18 protein-coding genes and 1 riboswitch are annotated in these 15,478 nt (G+C 52.5%); of the genes, 15 read left to right on the top strand and 3 right to left on the bottom strand.

The features are described 5' to 3' along the window. Positions 1-78 precede the first annotated feature (78 nt). The 3 genes from AC0YNW_RS24980 (at position 79) to AC0YNW_RS24970 (ending at position 3,285) form a co-directional block, all read left to right on the top strand. Positions 79-1,419 (top strand): ABC transporter substrate-binding protein, encoded by a 1,341-nt coding sequence (locus AC0YNW_RS24980; RefSeq protein WP_475834218.1) that lies wholly within the window; start codon positions 79-81, stop codon positions 1,417-1,419. 107 nt (positions 1,420-1,526) lie between these two features. Continuing rightward, the gene (locus tag AC0YNW_RS24975) at positions 1,527-2,387 is read left to right on the top strand and encodes a carbohydrate ABC transporter permease (RefSeq protein ID WP_475834217.1); all 861 of its coding nucleotides are present in this window, start codon (positions 1,527-1,529) and stop codon (positions 2,385-2,387) included. A gap of 22 nt (positions 2,388-2,409) precedes the next feature. Then, complete coding sequence (locus tag AC0YNW_RS24970) at positions 2,410-3,285, top strand: carbohydrate ABC transporter permease (RefSeq protein ID WP_475834216.1); 876 nt, start codon at positions 2,410-2,412, stop codon at positions 3,283-3,285. 124 nt (positions 3,286-3,409) lie between these two features. Here the strand turns inward: AC0YNW_RS24970 and AC0YNW_RS24965 are convergent, their stop codons facing one another. Further along, positions 3,410-3,553, bottom strand: a complete 144-nt coding sequence (locus AC0YNW_RS24965) for a hypothetical protein (RefSeq protein WP_387478574.1) — start codon at positions 3,551-3,553, stop codon at positions 3,410-3,412. Positions 3,554-3,751: 198 nt separating this feature from the next. Here AC0YNW_RS24965 and ychF point away from each other — a divergent pair, with 198 nt between their 5' ends. The 6 genes from ychF to sdaAA all read left to right on the top strand — a co-directional run bounded on the left by ychF (position 3,752) and on the right by sdaAA (position 9,154). Then, a complete protein-coding gene (ychF, locus tag AC0YNW_RS24960; RefSeq protein WP_475834215.1) occupies positions 3,752-4,852 on the top strand; it encodes a redox-regulated ATPase YchF in 1,101 nt (366 codons plus the stop codon). 261 nt (positions 4,853-5,113) lie between these two features. Then, positions 5,114-6,184, top strand: a complete 1,071-nt coding sequence (gene prfA, locus AC0YNW_RS24955) for a peptide chain release factor 1 (protein ID WP_387478583.1) — start codon at positions 5,114-5,116, stop codon at positions 6,182-6,184. Positions 6,185-6,313: 129 nt separating this feature from the next. Continuing rightward, positions 6,314-7,273, top strand: a complete 960-nt coding sequence (prmC, locus tag AC0YNW_RS24950) for a peptide chain release factor N(5)-glutamine methyltransferase (RefSeq protein WP_475834214.1) — start codon at positions 6,314-6,316, stop codon at positions 7,271-7,273. Between the two features lie 33 nt (positions 7,274-7,306). After that, positions 7,307-7,504 carry a hypothetical protein gene (locus AC0YNW_RS24945; protein ID WP_475834213.1) on the top strand — a complete coding sequence of 66 codons (198 nt, stop codon included), beginning with the start codon at positions 7,307-7,309 and terminating at the stop codon, positions 7,502-7,504. Between the two features lie 26 nt (positions 7,505-7,530). Next, positions 7,531-8,283, top strand: a complete 753-nt coding sequence (gene sdaAB / locus AC0YNW_RS24940; RefSeq protein ID WP_475834212.1) for an L-serine ammonia-lyase, iron-sulfur-dependent subunit beta — start codon at positions 7,531-7,533, stop codon at positions 8,281-8,283. Then, on the top strand, positions 8,261-9,154 hold the full coding sequence (gene sdaAA / locus AC0YNW_RS24935; protein WP_475834211.1) for an L-serine ammonia-lyase, iron-sulfur-dependent, subunit alpha: 894 nt from the start codon (positions 8,261-8,263) through the stop codon (positions 9,152-9,154). The genes sdaAB and sdaAA overlap by 23 nt, the downstream gene beginning before the upstream one ends. A gap of 131 nt (positions 9,155-9,285) precedes the next feature. Here the strand turns inward: sdaAA and AC0YNW_RS24930 are convergent, their stop codons facing one another. Both AC0YNW_RS24930 and AC0YNW_RS24925 read right to left on the bottom strand, forming a co-directional pair. Then, positions 9,286-9,723 (bottom strand): carboxymuconolactone decarboxylase family protein, encoded by a 438-nt coding sequence (locus AC0YNW_RS24930; RefSeq protein ID WP_387478594.1) that lies wholly within the window; start codon positions 9,721-9,723, stop codon positions 9,286-9,288. A 54-nt stretch (positions 9,724-9,777) separates the two neighbouring features. Continuing rightward, positions 9,778-10,680, bottom strand: a complete 903-nt coding sequence (locus tag AC0YNW_RS24925; protein WP_475834210.1) for an RNA polymerase sigma-70 factor — start codon at positions 10,678-10,680, stop codon at positions 9,778-9,780. Positions 10,681-10,826: 146 nt separating this feature from the next. On the opposite strand from AC0YNW_RS24925, the gene spoIIR reads away from it, so the two are divergent. The 6 genes from spoIIR (at position 10,827) to AC0YNW_RS24895 (ending at position 15,416) form a co-directional block, all read left to right on the top strand. Continuing rightward, positions 10,827-11,555: a stage II sporulation protein R gene (gene spoIIR, locus AC0YNW_RS24920; protein ID WP_475834209.1), complete on the top strand. Its 729-nt coding sequence runs from the start codon at positions 10,827-10,829 to the stop codon at positions 11,553-11,555. 163 nt (positions 11,556-11,718) lie between these two features. Continuing rightward, a complete protein-coding gene (locus AC0YNW_RS24915; protein ID WP_475834208.1) occupies positions 11,719-12,807 on the top strand; it encodes an L-threonylcarbamoyladenylate synthase in 1,089 nt (362 codons plus the stop codon). Positions 12,808-12,873: 66 nt separating this feature from the next. Next, a complete protein-coding gene (locus tag AC0YNW_RS24910) occupies positions 12,874-13,431 on the top strand; it encodes a manganese efflux pump MntP (RefSeq protein WP_475834207.1) in 558 nt (185 codons plus the stop codon). 40 nt (positions 13,432-13,471) lie between these two features. Further along, positions 13,472-14,053 carry a low molecular weight protein arginine phosphatase gene (locus AC0YNW_RS24905; RefSeq protein WP_475834206.1) on the top strand — a complete coding sequence of 194 codons (582 nt, stop codon included), beginning with the start codon at positions 13,472-13,474 and terminating at the stop codon, positions 14,051-14,053. A gap of 60 nt (positions 14,054-14,113) precedes the next feature. Beyond that, a riboswitch (ZMP/ZTP riboswitch) is annotated at positions 14,114-14,195 on the top strand. 125 nt (positions 14,196-14,320) lie between these two features. Next, positions 14,321-14,779, top strand: coding sequence for a ribose 5-phosphate isomerase B (rpiB, locus tag AC0YNW_RS24900; protein WP_387478611.1), 459 nt, complete (start codon positions 14,321-14,323; stop codon positions 14,777-14,779). Between the two features lie 31 nt (positions 14,780-14,810). Next, the gene (locus AC0YNW_RS24895) at positions 14,811-15,416 is read left to right on the top strand and encodes a TIGR01440 family protein (RefSeq protein WP_475834205.1); all 606 of its coding nucleotides are present in this window, start codon (positions 14,811-14,813) and stop codon (positions 15,414-15,416) included. Positions 15,417-15,478 lie beyond the last annotated feature (62 nt).

Raw genomic sequence — 15,478 nt, 5'->3', positions numbered from 1 at the left:
CATTTTGAGTGTAGGGCAAACGAATTCCGGTCTAATGATCCGGCTGAGGTCCTAATAACACTAAGGGGGATTTTCGAAGTGAAGAAATCAGCATTGACTATCGTAAGCTTGCTTCTCGTGATGACAATGTTCCTTGCTGCTTGTGGCGGCAATAAGAACAACTCCACAGGCGGTGCAAGCAACACGCCTTCGAGCACGCCATCTGAAACAACAGAACCATCCAAAGCACCAGACCCTGTTAACCTTCGTGTATTCTCCACATTCGGCGGTACTGACGCAGCTCGCGAAGCTTTCCAAAAAGCGCTTGACGAGTTCACAGCAGCTAACCCGCATGTGAAAATCGAAAACGACACTATGTCCGCTAACGATGACGGCTTCAGAACAAAAGTAAATACAGACATGACAAGCGGCAACGAGCCGGACCTTCTGTTCTACTTCATCGGTACTGACGCTTCTGAAATTATCAAATCCGAAAAAGTTGTTCCTTTGGACGAGGTTCTGGATGCTGACCCAGAGTGGAAAAACGGTTTCGCTCCAGCAGCTCTTGAATTCGCTAAACATGAAGATGGCAAAACATACGCAATTCCTTTGACAGGTTTCTTTGAAGGTCTGCTTGTTAACAAAAAGATCTTCGCTGACAACGGCCTTGAGCTTCCTACTGATTGGGACAAAATGAAAGCAGCTGTTTCTGGCCTGAAAGCAAAAGGCATCATTCCTTTGTCCGGTCCATTCGACCAATCCCACTACCTGCTTGAGCACTTCATTCTGGCAGCAGCTGGTACTGAAAGCCAAAACAAAGGTCTGAAAGAAGCAGTAGATCCAAACTGGGCAAAAGGCCTGGAAGCTATGAAAGAACTGTATGACCTCGGCGCATTCCCAGAAGACGCTGCAACAATCGATCTTGGTATGGCAGCGAACTACTACTCCGAAGGTCTGGCAGCTATGGTCCTTGAAGGATCGTGGGCAATCGGCGGTCTATCCGACGAGACTAAAGCGAACACAACTGTTCTTCCTTTCCCTGCAATCCCAGGCGGAGCAGGCACTGGCAAAGACGTAGTAGGCGGCTTCGGTACTGGTTTCTACGTATCCAAAGCAACTTATGACGACGCTGCTAAGAAAGAAGCTTCAATCGCATTGCTGAAACACCTGACTTCACCAACTACAATTAAAAACATTGCTGAAGCTAACGGCGGTACGCCTGCAGCTGCTGGTGTTGAGCCAGAAGGCGTGACACAAGCGGTTCTTGACGGATTCAAAATGGTATCGGAAGCAACTTCCGTCAATTCGCCAATCGACTCCAAAGTTACGCAAGAAACTTTCTCCGAGCTTCGCGCTAACGTCCAGCCTGTCGTAACAGGCAAGAAAACAGCGGCTGAAGCGATTGATGCGGCTAAGAAAATCGAAGACGCAGCTAAGTAAGAACGTTTCTAACGCGTAGTGATTGTAAGAGAAACAATGATAGCCGCCGCCCCTCTGACTCAAGGGCGGCGTCATCATTTCTGAAAAATAAACATCAAAGGTGATAAATGATGAAGGGCGATCGCAAGTATATCGTGATGTTTCTGTTGCCGGCGGCAGCATTTATGTCGGTGTTTCTGTACTATCCGTTCTTTAAGAGCTTGTTCCTTAGCTTCTTCAGAACAAAAGGGTTTACGACAAAAACGTATGTCGGCTTCGATAACTATATCCGCATGTTCTCAGACAATTTGCTTGGCGCCGCCACCCTTCATACATTGGAATTAATGTTTTACGTTATTGTTTTCCAAGTGGGTATCGCGCTGTTTTTGGCAGTCTTAGTCGACAACATTACTTGGGGCAAGAGCTTTTTCAGAACCGTATTCTTTTTCCCGGTTGTTATTTCGGGAACAGCTATTGCATTGTTATTTGTACTGTTCTACAACTTCCAATTCGGATTGCTTAATACCATTTTGCAAAATTTCGGCTTCTCCAAAGTCAATTGGCTGAGCGAAAGCATGGCGCTCAAAGCCGTAGCCATTCCAACCGTATGGCATTATGTAGGTTTCTATTTCGTATTATTCCTTACCGCGATGTCCAAGATTCCATCCGACTTTTACGAAGCGGCCAAGCTGGAAGGTATTACGGGCGTTAAGAAAACGTTCCTGCTGACCATTCCGCTTATTATGAGCGATATCAAGGTTGTCATTACGTTAGCGATTACGGGCACGCTCAAAGTGTTCGAATTCATTTACGTCTTGACAAGAGGCGCGAATGGAACGGAAGTTCTCGGTACTTACATCTATAAGAGAGCGATTGTAGACCAGAATTATGGTTATGGTTCGACGATTGCCATCTATATCGTAGTATTCGGCGTACTCTTATCTCTGCTCGCCAACCGACTTCTGAAAAGAGATGAAATCACATACTAAGCTGGTTTAGGGGTGTACGTTTATGCAACAATTAGCAAGAGGAGAGCAAAAAGTAGTTTATAAACGAAAAAAAATTAACTTTAGTCCAGGTCAAATTTTTTCCTACCTCGTGTTGTTCGCGTGGTCACTTTCGACTATTTACGCCATGTTCTGGATTGTGAACAATTCGTTCAAAGTATCCCGCGACGTCATGAACAGCTCGTTTAAAATCGCATTTGATCCTGTAATGGTTAACTATACAACTGCATTCGACCGTATCAATATAGGCAAAGGCTACTTGAACAGCTTGATTATGTCTGGTGGCACGGTATTGCTCGTGCTTCTGTTCGGAGGATTGGCTGCATACGTTCTGTCGCGGTTTACCTTCCGCGGCAAAAAAATATTGTTCTCCATCCTTTACGCAAGCTTGCTTATTCCGGCATTCGCAACAGTAGTTCCAGTCTACGAATTGCTGATCAAGACGTCTTTGGTCAACACGTATTTCGGCCTGATGTTCCCTCAGACGGCGGGCAACCTGACTTTCGCCATCCTTGTCCTGGCTGGGTACATGGCCACGATCCCGAAGGAGCTTGAGGAAGCAGCCTTCATTGATGGATGTAACCGATGGTCTTTATTTACGAAGATCCTATTGCCGATCTCAAGACCCGCTTTTGCTTCCGCATCTATTTTTGTCTTCCTATGGTCGTATAATGACTTGTTCTCGGCTCTGATCTTTGTTAACAAAGAAGCGGTTCGCCCAATCGTATTGCTTCTGAGTGAGATCAGCTCCCAATACGGTACGGACTTCGGTCTGATGGCAACTGCCGTCTCGCTTACCGTTGTGCCGGTATTGATCGTGTACTTGTTTATTTCGAAGTATATCGAGAAAGGCCTGACAGAAGGTGCAGTGAAAGGTTAATTCTTTCCTGCTGGAATCGGATAAGTGGAGTGACTCTGCAGCCACGCAGTGGCCGGTATGGACCGGCTGCAGCGTGGCTGTATGAGTTTGCGGCTTCTCGACTAGAGGGGAGATCATGAAGAGGTTAGTCTGTTTTTTTGTTGGTAGAAGAGAAGTTGGTTACAGACTTGGCGTCCTCTACGGTATCGTTCACGAAAGCCATGTCCTGATTTTTGGCTTTCATCTTCGTGGTTCCTTTGTAATTGCCTTTATGGGATTGATTTTCCATTGTCTTCACCTCCTGCTGTTCCATAGTATGGCCTCAGGGAAACGAAGCATTCCCGCACCTGGAGAGTAGGGTCCATCGATTCGGGCAAGATGATGGAGAGATGAGGCGCGGATTGGCCTTAGCCCTTTCAAAGTGGAAGGCGCTAAGGTATAATGACGGAAGTTGTTTACTTTTCGGATAATAAGGAGTGTCTCATACATGGCTTTGAAAGCTGGGATTGTAGGTCTGCCGAACGTGGGCAAGTCGACCTTGTTTAATGCGATTACGCAAGCGGGAGCGGAGTCTGCGAACTACCCGTTCTGTACGATTGATCCTAACGTAGGGGTAGTAGAGGTGCCGGATGAGCGTCTGGACAAGCTCGTGGAGCTAGTTGTGCCTAAGAGCATTGTGCCTACCGCATTCGAATTTGTGGATATTGCGGGTCTTGTTGCCGGCGCGAGCAAAGGCGAAGGTCTAGGCAATAAGTTCCTTGCACATATCCGTGAAGTTGACGCGATCGTGCATGTCGTGCGCTGCTTCCAGGATGAGAACATTACGCACGTGGCTGGCAAAGTCGATCCCATCAGCGATATTACCACGATTAATCTGGAGCTGATTTTGGCGGACCTGGATACGGTGGAGAAGCGGATCGAGCGTTCGCGTAAAAACTTGAAGGGCGGAGACAAGAAGGTCGCTCAGGAAGTGGAAGTATTGGAGCGCCTGAAGGAATCGCTATTCAACGATATGCCGGCGCGCAGTCTGGAGCTTACGGACGATGAGAAGCTGCTGGTACGCGATCTGCATCTATTGACGATGAAGCCGGTCTTGTATGCGACGAACGTCAGTGAAGCAGAGGCAGGCGGTACTGACGACAATGAGTACGTACAAATCGTACGCAAGTTCGCTGCCGAGCAAGGCGCAGAAGTGGTGCCGATCAGTGCGAAAGTGGAATCGGAGATTGCCGAGCTGGAAGGCGAGGACAAGGAGATGTTCCTGCAGGAGCTGGGTATGGCGGAATCGGGACTTAACCGGTTGATTCGTGCGGCATACAAGCTGCTTGGATTGTACACATACTTCACGGCAGGTGTGCAGGAAGTACGTGCGTGGACGATTCGTCAAGGCACGAAAGCGCCTCAAGCGGCAGGTGTCATTCATACCGACTTCGAGCGCGGCTTTATCCGTGCAGAGGTCGTGTCGTTCGATGACTTGGCTGCGGCAGGTTCTATGGGCGTGGCTCGCGAGAGAGGACAGCTTCGTCTGGAGGGCAAGGAATATGTGGTGCGCGACGGAGACGTTATGCACTTCCGCTTCAATGTATAGAGCAAGACGGGGATCATAACGGGCCGCATAGAGAAGAGCGTTCGGCCGTGTAATGAAGCGCGTGAGGCTGTCCTGAACAAGGGCGCTCACGCGCTTTATTTGAATAAAATAAATGCGATGTGGACAAGATGTGCACAGTGTGTGGATGAATTGTGGATAAAAAAGATGCAGTGGTTAAAACCTCATATCGATACACCCTTCGGGATGTGCTATAATATTGATATTGTATATCTTAATGGAATAAAACAGAGGTGAATAAACGTGTTTGACCGATTACAAGCACTCGCCGACCGATATGAGAAGCTAAGCGAGCTTCTATGCGATCCGGACGTAGCCAGCGATCCGAAGCGGCTTAGAGATCTGTCCAAGGAGCAATCCGATCTACAAGAGGCGCATGACGCCTATACGGAATATAAGCAGGTTACGGAGCAATTGGAAGACGCCAAGCTGATGCAGGGCGAGAAGATGGACGATGAAATGCGCGAAATGGTCAAGATGGAGATTGATGAGCTGTCCACGCGCAAGAACGAGCTGGAAGAGACAATGCGTATTCTGCTCCTGCCGAAGGACCCGAACGATGACAAAAACGTTATCGTGGAAATTCGCGGAGCGGCAGGTGGTGACGAAGCGGCGTTATTCGCTTACGAACTGTATCGCATGTATACGAAATTCGCGGATTCCCAAGGCTGGCGTGTGGAGTTGATGGAATTCACTGAGAATGATCTCGGCGGCTTCAAAGAAGTTATCTTCTCCATTAACGGCAAAGGTGCGTACAGCAAGCTGAAGTATGAGAGCGGCGCGCACCGCGTACAGCGTATTCCGGTAACGGAGTCTGGCGGACGTATCCATACGTCCACGTCGACGGTAGCGGTAATGCCGGAAGTGGAAGAGGTCGAAGTTGAAATTCTGGACAAGGATATTCGGATCGATACGTTCTGCTCCAGCGGCGCAGGCGGACAATCCGTCAATACGACCAAGTCTGCGGTACGCGTTCTACACGTACCGACAGGCATCATGGCAACTTGCCAAGACGGCAAATCGCAGAATGACAACAAAGCGAAGGCGCTTCAAGTGCTTCGCGCACGGATTTACGATATCCGCCGTCAGGAAGAGGAAGCCAAGTATGCGGGCGAGCGCAAGAGCAAAGTGGGAACAGGCGACAGGAGCGAACGGATTCGCACGTACAACTTCCCGCAAAGCCGTGTGACGGACCATCGCATCAACCTGACGCTGCATCGTCTGGATTCGGTGATGAACGGCGATATTGCGGACATCATTTCCTCGCTCACAATTGCGGAGCAAGCGGAAATCATGGAACGCGAGTCGATGTAAGCGAATGAAACGATAGAGACATGCATTTGCTTGTCACATAGATGCCGGATTGCCGCGCGCATTGCCTAGTGCAAGCGAGGGCAATTCGGCTTCTTTGTTATAGGGGCTGGACCAAAGGAGGACTTTGATATGACTGTTGAGCAAGCGTCGGAGAAGAGCTGGCACAGCTTGCCGATGTCGCTTCGGGAAGCGCGAGATCGCGCCGGGGCATGGCTGGAGCAGCAGGGCGTGGAAGATGGACGCAGCCATGCAGAGCGGCTGCTTCTGCATATTCTGGGCATCAATCGTGCAGCGCTGCTGATGGCTTGGCATGATGCTTTTCCCGAGAGCGGGCTGCCCGTGTGGGAGTCGCTGGTACGCCGCAGGGCGACCGGCGAGCCGCTGCAATATGTGATCGGGGAGGAATGGTTCTACGGGCGTCCGTTCGCGGTGACGCCCGCCGTCCTTATTCCGCGCCCCGAGACGGAGCTGCTCGTGGAAGCGGTACTGGCCGCTGCCGATCGCCTCTGGCCTCCGGCAGCCGAAGATGGCGCCGCCGCGCCGACAGTCGTCGACGTCGGCACCGGCAGCGGCGCCATTGCCGTGACGCTATCAGCTGAGCGTCACGGCTGGCGCGTATGCGCGTCCGACCTGTCGCCGGACGCGCTGGAAGTCGCCCGCGCGAATGCGGCCCGCCACGAGGCATCGGGCCGCGTCGCCTTCGCGCAGGGCGACCTGCTCGCGCCCTTCATCGCTTCAGGGCGCGGGGGTACATCCGTCGATGGCGGCAAGCGCATCGACGTGCTTGTGAGCAATCCGCCGTACATACCGGCGGCGGATATGCCGGGCTTGCAGCGCGAGGTGCGGGATTACGAGCCGCATCTCGCGCTGGAGGGCGGGGCGGACGGGCTCGATCCGTACCGCCGCATGCTGGAGCAGCTGCCGCTGCTCCCGGCCATGCCGCGCATCGTCGCCTTCGAGCTCGGCATGGGCCAGCCTGCCATCGTCGCAGAGCTGATGCGCGCGATGGACGTCTGGGACGATATTCGCATCATTACTGATTACAACGGAATTGAGCGGCATATTGTAGCAGTTAGAACTGCTCAATAGAATGGCGTTGCCGATATAGAGAATGATGAAAAGATGGACGGAATGGTCGCTGCGAGGCGATTGGCTATGCCAATCAGCAGCGTCCGTTCCGTTTTTTTTTTGCGGCAGGGCATGGTTGAAGGGAATCTTGTCAGCATACACTACAGTGACAACAACAAGCGGGATGATGGATCTCGTCCGGTTGGAGCGCTGCCGCTTAATTATTGGAACATGCGGTATCCCGATAGTTGAACGACTGATACGAGAGCAGGTGTCCGATGAGATTCAAGGATGTATTCTCGATTATCGGTCCGGCTATGGTCGGACCATCAAGCTCGCATACAGCTGGAGCCGCCCGAATCGGCCGTTCAGCCAGGCATCTGCTTGGCGCTGCGCCTGTGAAGGTGGACGTCGCGTTCTATGGCTCCTTCGCCGCTACGTATGCCGGCCATGGCACGGATGTTGCCATTATCGGCGGCATTCTTGACTTCTCGACGGATGACGTCCGTATCCCGGATGCAATCTCACTGGCGGAGGAGATGGGGATAGAGGTCAATTTTCGCGAAGGAAAGGGATTGTATCCGCATCCCAATACGGCTCGTATTAAGCTGGAAAGTGCAGCGGGAGAGAGCATAGAGACTGTGGGTACTTCCATTGGCGGAGGTAATATCGAAATCGTAGAGATTAACGGCTTCCGGGTGAAAATGACCGCGATCTATCCAACGCTGGCGCTCTTCCATGCGGATCTCCCAGGAGTGATTGCCGATATTACGGGTGAGCTGAAGGAGGAGCATTCCAATATCGGCTATATGTCCGTCGATCGGAAAAGCCGCAGCGGAGATGCGTTGACCGTCATTGAGCTGGACACGGACATTACAGAAGATATGCTGAGCCAGTTGAGGCAAATCCATGCGATTCAGACGATCCGTGTGGTCGATATTACAGATAAATTTTCGGCGGCGAAGAAGCTGCAAAGTCCCGAGGAAGGGCCGAAAGGAGCGGAGGAGAATGAGGTTTCGCCATCTGAATGAACTAGCCAAGCTATGCGCCGATGAAGACGCGAGCATCGGGGAGATGATGGTTGCGGAGCAGGCCGCTGAATCCGGGCAATCACCAGATGCCGAATTCGCGAAGATGGCCGATTATTATGCTGTGATGAAGGATGCGGTTCGGCGGGGACTGACGGAGGACACAACTTCCCGTAGCGGGCTAACGGGTCTCGATGCTCAGCGGGTCGCTGCCTACAATAAGCGATCTCACTCCAATCTGGGCATCGCGGGAGATGCAATGGCCTATGCGCTGGCTGTATCAGAGGTGAATGCTTCCATGGGCCGCATCATTGCGACGCCGACGGCTGGCTCTTGCGGCATTATTCCCGGGGTGTTCGTCAGCTGCCAGGAGCGTTACGGCTGGTCGGACGAGCATATGACCTATGGCTTGTTCGCGGCGGGCGCGATTGGGTATGTCATTGCGAATAACTCCTTTGTATCCGGCGCGGAAGGCGGCTGCCAGGCGGAGGTTGGCTCCGCGATCGGAATGGCGGCAGGCGCGCTGACAGAGCTGCAGGGCGGCAATCCCGCACAAGCGGTACATGCGGTAGGGCTAGCGCTCAAAAACACGCTGGGCCTCATCTGCGATCCAGTCGGCGGATTGGTGGAGGTGCCTTGCATCGTGCGCAACGGCTTTGGTGCGGTGACCGCCCTGGCGGCGGCCGATATGGCACTTGCGGGCGTGCGCAGCGCTATTCCGTCGGATGAAGTCATTCAGGTGATGCTGGAGGTGGGCTCCGCCATGCCGGACAAGCATCGCGAGACCGCCGGCGGAGGGCTTGCCCAGACGCCGACCGGCAAAGCGATATTGCGCAATCTGAGTTCTCTGCGTACGAAGCCAAAGCAGTCATGACCTGGTTGATTCAATCGCAGCCAATAGTCAGTGTCTATCCGCATAACTGCACCAATCGAAGAACCGCCCCTTTCGCATCGCATGCGGAGAGGGCGGTTCTGTTCGAGTGATCTGAAAGGATGGGCGAAGGTCTACTCCGGCATCAAGCCGGTTGTAATGGCAATGCGGTTCCAGCCGTTAATGGTAACGATAGCCATGATGAGCTCGGACAATGATTTGTCATCGAAGTGCTTGGATGCTTCTTGGTATACCGCATCAGACACATGCTGGGTTGAGATCAGGGTAACCGCTTCTGTCAACGCCAGCGCAGCTTGCTCCTTCTCCGAAAAAAACGATGTATCTCTCCAAGCATTCAGCGCATAGATGCGCTGCTCAGTTTCTCCCTCGCTCCGTGCTTCCTTCGTATGCATATTGATACAGAACGCACAGCCGTTTATTTGTGACGCGCGAATTTTCACCAATTCAATGATCGGCTTCTCCAGGCTGGAGGCTCTAACGAATTTCTCCATGCCGCTCATCGCTGCATACGCCTCCGGATTCACTTGATGGATATTTATTCGGTTGCTCATTTCATCCACACTCCTTGTCTGATGTGGCCGATTCCATATGAAACGGCTATATATCTAAGACAAATTAGCATCCGTTTTTGTGACATGTGATAGCTTATCGGGATTCATAACGAGATAGATTCGATTGATTTTCTCGCCGGAAGCGTCCCACTGGAAGGTGAGCACTCTGGCTGCATGCCCGTCTTGTATGAGCAGCAGACCGGATTGCCCGCTGACCATAGCAGGAATGTAAGCCCCGCTGCTTGGCTGGTTTCCTTTGCGGGCGAGTCCCTCGTAGAACGCCACAATGCGGTCGCGTCCCAGAATGGGGAAGATCGCGGCGCGTACTTTGCCTCCGCCGTCTGATACCATAATGGCGTCTTCCGACAGCATGCCAACTAACACAGCTGTGTCGCCGGTCTCCGCTGCCCGGATGAATGCGCCCGCTAGCTCCAGGGCTCGTTTGTTGGGGAAGGAGGGGGTATCAGGCAGAAAGCCAAGCTTCTCCTTGGCTCTGCTCAGCAGCTTGCGGCAGTTGGCCTCGGACTTGCCAACAACCTCAGCAATGTCCGAGTAGTCGAAGGCGAATGTCTCTCTAAGCACAAATACGGCTCGTTCGATGGCGCTTAAATTCTCCATCATAACCAGCATGGCATAGGTAATGGTCTCTGTCTGCTCAAGCTTGTCAGCCGGATCGCCTTGCCCGTGATCGCTGTAGATCACGGCAGGTTCGGGCAGCCAGTTGCCGACATACGTCTCCCGTCTCTTGCGGGCGGATTGCTGCTCATTCAAGCAGCGATTGGTGACCATTTTCGCCAGATAGGCTTTTTCATGCTCGATACCCTTCCGGTCCAACTGATAATAATCCAGGAATACCTCCTGAACGATATCCTCGGCGTCGCTGAGGGAACCTAGCATTCGATAAGCCAGGCTAAGCAGCAAGGGACGGTAGGCTTTATAAGGCTGCGGTTCTTGCATAGGGCTATTCTCTCCTTCTCTTATTCCACTTGAATTTATAATAGCCTGATAGGTTTATAGATTTGCCTTCACGGGCATAATGACGGATAGAGACGTTCCGGAACGCAAGCAGACGCACCGGCGGGTGCGCGAGAGGAGCTTGTGTCATGTCCCGTACTTATTCCTATTCTTCCTATCGTTCGGTTTCCCCTTTTCGTTTTCCTTATCGCAAATCCTATGGCTTTATTATAATGATTTTGATGGTGTTGATCATGAGCTGGGAATCGCAACAGATGGATGCTGCCTTGGCCAAGGGCGGAATTCCCGAAGAAGCGATCCGGCTTCGTATATTGGCTCATTCGGACAGTCCGTCCGATCAGCTTGTTAAGCGTGTTGTGCGTGATGAAGTTGTAAAAGCAATGAATAGCTGGGCGACTGGGCAGCAGACGATCGAAGAAGCCCGTGCGACTATTCAGTCCAAGCTGCCGGAGCTGCAGCAGCTCGTAGCGAGTGTGCTGCAGAACAGGGGCTTCGCCTATGATTCCAGTGCTGAGCTTGGTCTGGTTGAATTTCCGACCAAAATGTACGGCAACAAAGTTTATCCTGCAGGCCAATATGAAGCGCTGCTGATTACAATCGGGGAAGGACAAGGGCAAAATTGGTGGTGCGTGCTGTTTCCTCCATTATGCTTTGTTGACGCTGTGTCTGGCGAAGCTTCAGCGGCGTCCGGTCCCGTGCAAGAAAGCGCTGCGGTGACAGTGTCAGCAGACGCGGATACAGCAGACAATGATATCACAGCAGCGGCTGAGAATCATGGAACGGACGCGCCGAAAGCAAAGTTTTTTCTATGGGAGCTGCTGCAGTCGCTGATTGACTGGATTAAATCCTTGTTCTAAGATTCCCCATTGCGCGCCGTTATTCCTAGCTCAATAGGAATGATGGCGTTTTTCCTTTATTCGTACAGCGTGGTCCCTGATGAGAGGCGCTCTATTCCAATGCGATTGTGCTATAATAGCGGTGATATGGACACTATAGGCAAAGTAAGAGGATTGAATAGATATGGCAATTAATACGAAAGTTTGGATCGTTCAAGATAAAGAACAAACACCCGGTTGTGACAATGAGGCAGGAGAAGCGCTGCGGGAGGCCGCTGACATCTTGAGACAGGGCGGACTTGTTGCCTTTCCTACGGAGACGGTATACGGGCTTGGAGCCAATGCGCTCAACACGGAAGCCGTGTCAGGCATCTTTCAGGCCAAGGGAAGGCCATCGGACAACCCGCTTATCGTACACGTGGCTAGCGAGACGGACTTGAATGCGCTGGTCCTCCCTTATCCGCCGCTTGCGGGACGTCTGATGAAGCGGTTCTGGCCGGGACCGCTTACGATCGTGCTGCCGGTGCGTCCGGATGTATTGTCACCCCTTGTGACAGCCAATCTTCGGACGGTTGGCATCCGCATGCCCGATCATCCTGTTGCACTGGAGCTGATCAAGCTGGCAGGATGCCCGGTAGCCGCACCGAGTGCGAATCGCTCCGGCAGGCCCAGCCCGACAGTTGCCGGGCATGTGATGGAGGATTTGTATGGACGCATAGATGGCATCTTGGATGGCGGCGCTACAGGCGTCGGACTGGAATCGACAGTGGTCGAGCTGGAAGGAGAACGCGGCATTCGCGTATTGAGACCGGGCGGCGTGACGGAAGAAGCGCTTCGCCTTGCTTTCCCGGATGCGGAGATCATTAGCGAGCCTGAGTCAAGCGCAGCGCCAGAGAAACCGAGATCGCCTGGCATGAAGTATACGCATTATGCGCCGAAAGGCGAGCTTTCCATCATACAGGGTCAGCCCGAGGCTGTCATCTCGTATGTGAATGAACAGGCCAGACAGTCGAAGGCAGACGGTGTGGTTACCGGCGTGCTGTCCTTCAGTGAGCGGTCAAGCCGTTATGAAGCCGATCTTGTGCTGGATCTCGGCAGCGAGAGCAAGCTGGAGGAAGCAGCCCATCGTCTCTACGGAGCGCTTCGCCAATTCGATGAAGCTGGGATTGGCCGCATATGGTCCGAGGCTTGTCTCTCGGAAGGGATTGGCGGCGCACTTATGAACCGCCTGGTGAAGGCAGCCGGCGGTACAATCATTGCATTAGACAAGTAGTATGTTTGTCCCTATGTCCGCATATGTTGGTTAGTAAGTGCGGCCATACATAGGGGAGATGTGCGAATGGACGTTAGTGCGTATATGGGGCAGTTTTTGACGCTGCTCATTATTGCTGTGGCGCTTGGATTCGATGCGTTCTCGCTCGGTCTTGGCATTGGACTGAAGGGCATTCGACTGCTTGATATAGTAAAGCTTGGCGCAGTTATTGGACTTTTTCATATTCTAATGCCCATCGGAGGTTTGCTGACAGGCCAATTCGTGAGCGGGCTGCTGGGCAGTGTCGCCACGACCGCCGCCGGTGTCTTGCTCCTCCTGCTTGGAGGTCATATGATCTACAGCTCGATCCGCGGGGAAGGCGTACCGACCTTCAACCATCGTTCGTCGCTGGGACTGCTTGTCCTGGCTTTAAGTGTTAGTGTAGATGCTTTTTCGGTAGGCGTAACGCTAGGGATGTTTTCCGCCGACTTATGGCTAACCATATTGTTATTCGGCTTTTTTGGCGGGATGATGTCCATGCTGGGCCTATTGCTAGGTCGTAAGGTAAGCAGCAAGCTGGGCGAATATGGGGAGGCTTGCGGCGGCGCCATATTGCTTGTGTTCGGCATATTATTTATTGTCTAATGTAGTGTAAGGTAACCGTTCATACAAAGGAGCTGGCGCAATGAAACGTATTTTGTTCGTCTGTACAGGGAATACTTGCCGTTCGCCCATGGCGGAGGCTTTGCTTCGTCGTCATGCCGCAGTGCGGGGCATTACGGTAGCTGTCCGCTCAGCGGGCGTATCCACGATCGACGGCTTGCCGATCTCATCGAATACCTTATCCACGCTCAGGCTCAGGGACATTGAGCATGCAGGCTCCTCGCGGGCGATAACCGCTGAGGCTGTGGATTGGGCGGATTTGATTTTAACCATGACCTCAAGCCATAAGCGTTCTTTGCTACATTATCATCCGGGTGCGGTCGACAAGACGTATACGCTCAAAGAGTTCGCCTATCAGGATGACAGCGTGCTGCAGGATATATTGGAGCTGGAAGGTCTTTATACCGAAATGCAGATGAAAAGCGCGCTTGGCCAGCAGCTCAGCACATCCGAGAGACAGCGTCTGTTGGAGCTGGAGCAGCGTATTCCAAGCTTCGATATCGCCGATCCGTTCGGAGGGACGCAATCCGTCTATGACAGCTGCTCCCGCGAGATTGAAGCTTCCATTCAGAAGCTCCTCGACAAGCTGTCGAAACGTCCGTAATTAGACGTTCGAAACGATTGATTTCTGAACAGATATGAGCTATGATGATGGAGACAAAAGAGTTTCCGATGTAACTGGCGACGGAAGTGGGCTAACCACGGTGGAGCATCGGAATATACGGCCGGTCGCCTGGGCAAAGAGCAGCATGCTGAATAAGCATGTCTTGCTCTTTTTTTCGTCTTTTTGGCCGGAACAAGGTATACTATCACCATAGGTTATTTGCAGGAAGCAATGACTCTTACAACTTAAGGCAGGATGGTGTTCACATTGAAGATTGCGATTGGCGCCGATCACGGCGGTTACCGTTTGAAGGATGAGCTTGTTCCGATTATTGAAGCACTGGGTCATGAGATTGAGGATGTTGGCTGCGATTGCGAGCAGTCGGTCGACTATCCGGATTATGCGCTGCCGGTATGCGAGATGGTGGCTAGCGGCAAGGCGGATCGCGGCATATTGATTTGCGGTACAGGCATTGGCATGTCCATCGCTGCGAACAAGTATCCAGGCATTCGTTGTGCGTTGGTGCATGATATTTTCTCGGCCAAAGCGACTCGGGAGCATAATGACACGAATGTCTTAGCTATGGGCGAGCGCGTCATCGGACCTGGTGTAGCCGGAGAGATTGTGAAAGTGTGGCTGGAGACGCCATTCTCGAATGCGGGTCGTCATGCAGGCCGCATCGACAAAGTTATGCAACTGGAGAAGCGCTTCTCCATTCATCCCTAACAGCTGGTTTCAGGGAAGGAGGCGTGACTGAATGAGCAATGAACCTAATGAGCAACAAGCGGCAATTGCTGGGCAAGTAGAGACCGTTATCAGAGAGCTTGCGCTAGCCGGCAAGCTGGGAGCGGGCCATCTCCTGATTATTGGGGTAAGTACGAGTGAGGTGCTTGGTCATCGAATCGGTACATCGGGAGCTGTGGAGACGGCGGCGGCTGTCTATGCAGGCGTTGAAGCGGTCAGAAAGCAGATTCCGTTTGTTCCTGTGTATCAGTGCTGCGAGCATCTGAATCGTGCATTGGTTATCGAAGAAGATGAGGCCGTGCGGCGCGGACTTGACGTTGTCCATGCTGTACCTGTGCCGAAGGCGGGAGGCTCCATGGCGGCCTATGCATATGGACAATTCGCCAAGCCTTGTCTGGTTGAGCAATTGGAAGCACATGCGGGCATCGACATTGGCGATACGTTCATCGGTATGCATTTGAAGCGGGTTGCCGTTCCAGTGAGACCGTCCATTAAGACGATTGGCGAAGCTCACGTTACGATGGCGATCACGAGGCCGAAGCTAATCGGCGGAGCGAGAGCGGTCTATGACGAGAGCAGCAGCTTGAGAGCAGAACAAAAAGCTGGGCTATGCGAGTAAGTAAGGTGATTGCGCGAAGGACGCTTTGGCGATATGAAAGTGTGTTTTCGCTATTATACAAG

The organism is Paenibacillus sp. J31R120, assembly GCF_056269225.1.
This window is presented reverse-complemented; position numbering and strand designations above follow the sequence as displayed.

Excerpts from the sequence above, each read along its gene's own strand:
- AC0YNW_RS24975 (WP_475834217.1), top strand. The coding sequence starts at position 1,527 with ATGATGAAGGGCGATCGCAAGTATATCGTGATGTTTCTGTTGCCGGCG.
- AC0YNW_RS24970 (WP_475834216.1), top strand. The coding sequence starts at position 2,410 with ATGCAACAATTAGCAAGAGGAGAGCAAAAAGTAGTTTATAAACGAAAA.
- AC0YNW_RS24965 (WP_387478574.1), bottom strand. The coding sequence starts at position 3,553 with ATGGAAAATCAATCCCATAAAGGCAATTACAAAGGAACCACGAAGATG.
- ychF (WP_475834215.1), top strand. The coding sequence starts at position 3,752 with ATGGCTTTGAAAGCTGGGATTGTAGGTCTGCCGAACGTGGGCAAGTCG.
- prmC (WP_475834214.1), top strand. The coding sequence starts at position 6,314 with ATGACTGTTGAGCAAGCGTCGGAGAAGAGCTGGCACAGCTTGCCGATG.
- AC0YNW_RS24945 (WP_475834213.1), top strand. The coding sequence starts at position 7,307 with ATGGACGGAATGGTCGCTGCGAGGCGATTGGCTATGCCAATCAGCAGC.
- sdaAB (WP_475834212.1), top strand. The coding sequence starts at position 7,531 with ATGAGATTCAAGGATGTATTCTCGATTATCGGTCCGGCTATGGTCGGA.
- sdaAA (WP_475834211.1), top strand. The coding sequence starts at position 8,261 with ATGAGGTTTCGCCATCTGAATGAACTAGCCAAGCTATGCGCCGATGAA.
- AC0YNW_RS24930 (WP_387478594.1), bottom strand. The coding sequence starts at position 9,723 with ATGAGCAACCGAATAAATATCCATCAAGTGAATCCGGAGGCGTATGCA.
- AC0YNW_RS24925 (WP_475834210.1), bottom strand. The coding sequence starts at position 10,680 with ATGCAAGAACCGCAGCCTTATAAAGCCTACCGTCCCTTGCTGCTTAGC.
- spoIIR (WP_475834209.1), top strand. The coding sequence starts at position 10,827 with ATGTCCCGTACTTATTCCTATTCTTCCTATCGTTCGGTTTCCCCTTTT.
- AC0YNW_RS24915 (WP_475834208.1), top strand. The coding sequence starts at position 11,719 with ATGGCAATTAATACGAAAGTTTGGATCGTTCAAGATAAAGAACAAACA.
- AC0YNW_RS24910 (WP_475834207.1), top strand. The coding sequence starts at position 12,874 with ATGGACGTTAGTGCGTATATGGGGCAGTTTTTGACGCTGCTCATTATT.
- AC0YNW_RS24905 (WP_475834206.1), top strand. The coding sequence starts at position 13,472 with ATGAAACGTATTTTGTTCGTCTGTACAGGGAATACTTGCCGTTCGCCC.
- AC0YNW_RS24895 (WP_475834205.1), top strand. The coding sequence starts at position 14,811 with ATGAGCAATGAACCTAATGAGCAACAAGCGGCAATTGCTGGGCAAGTA.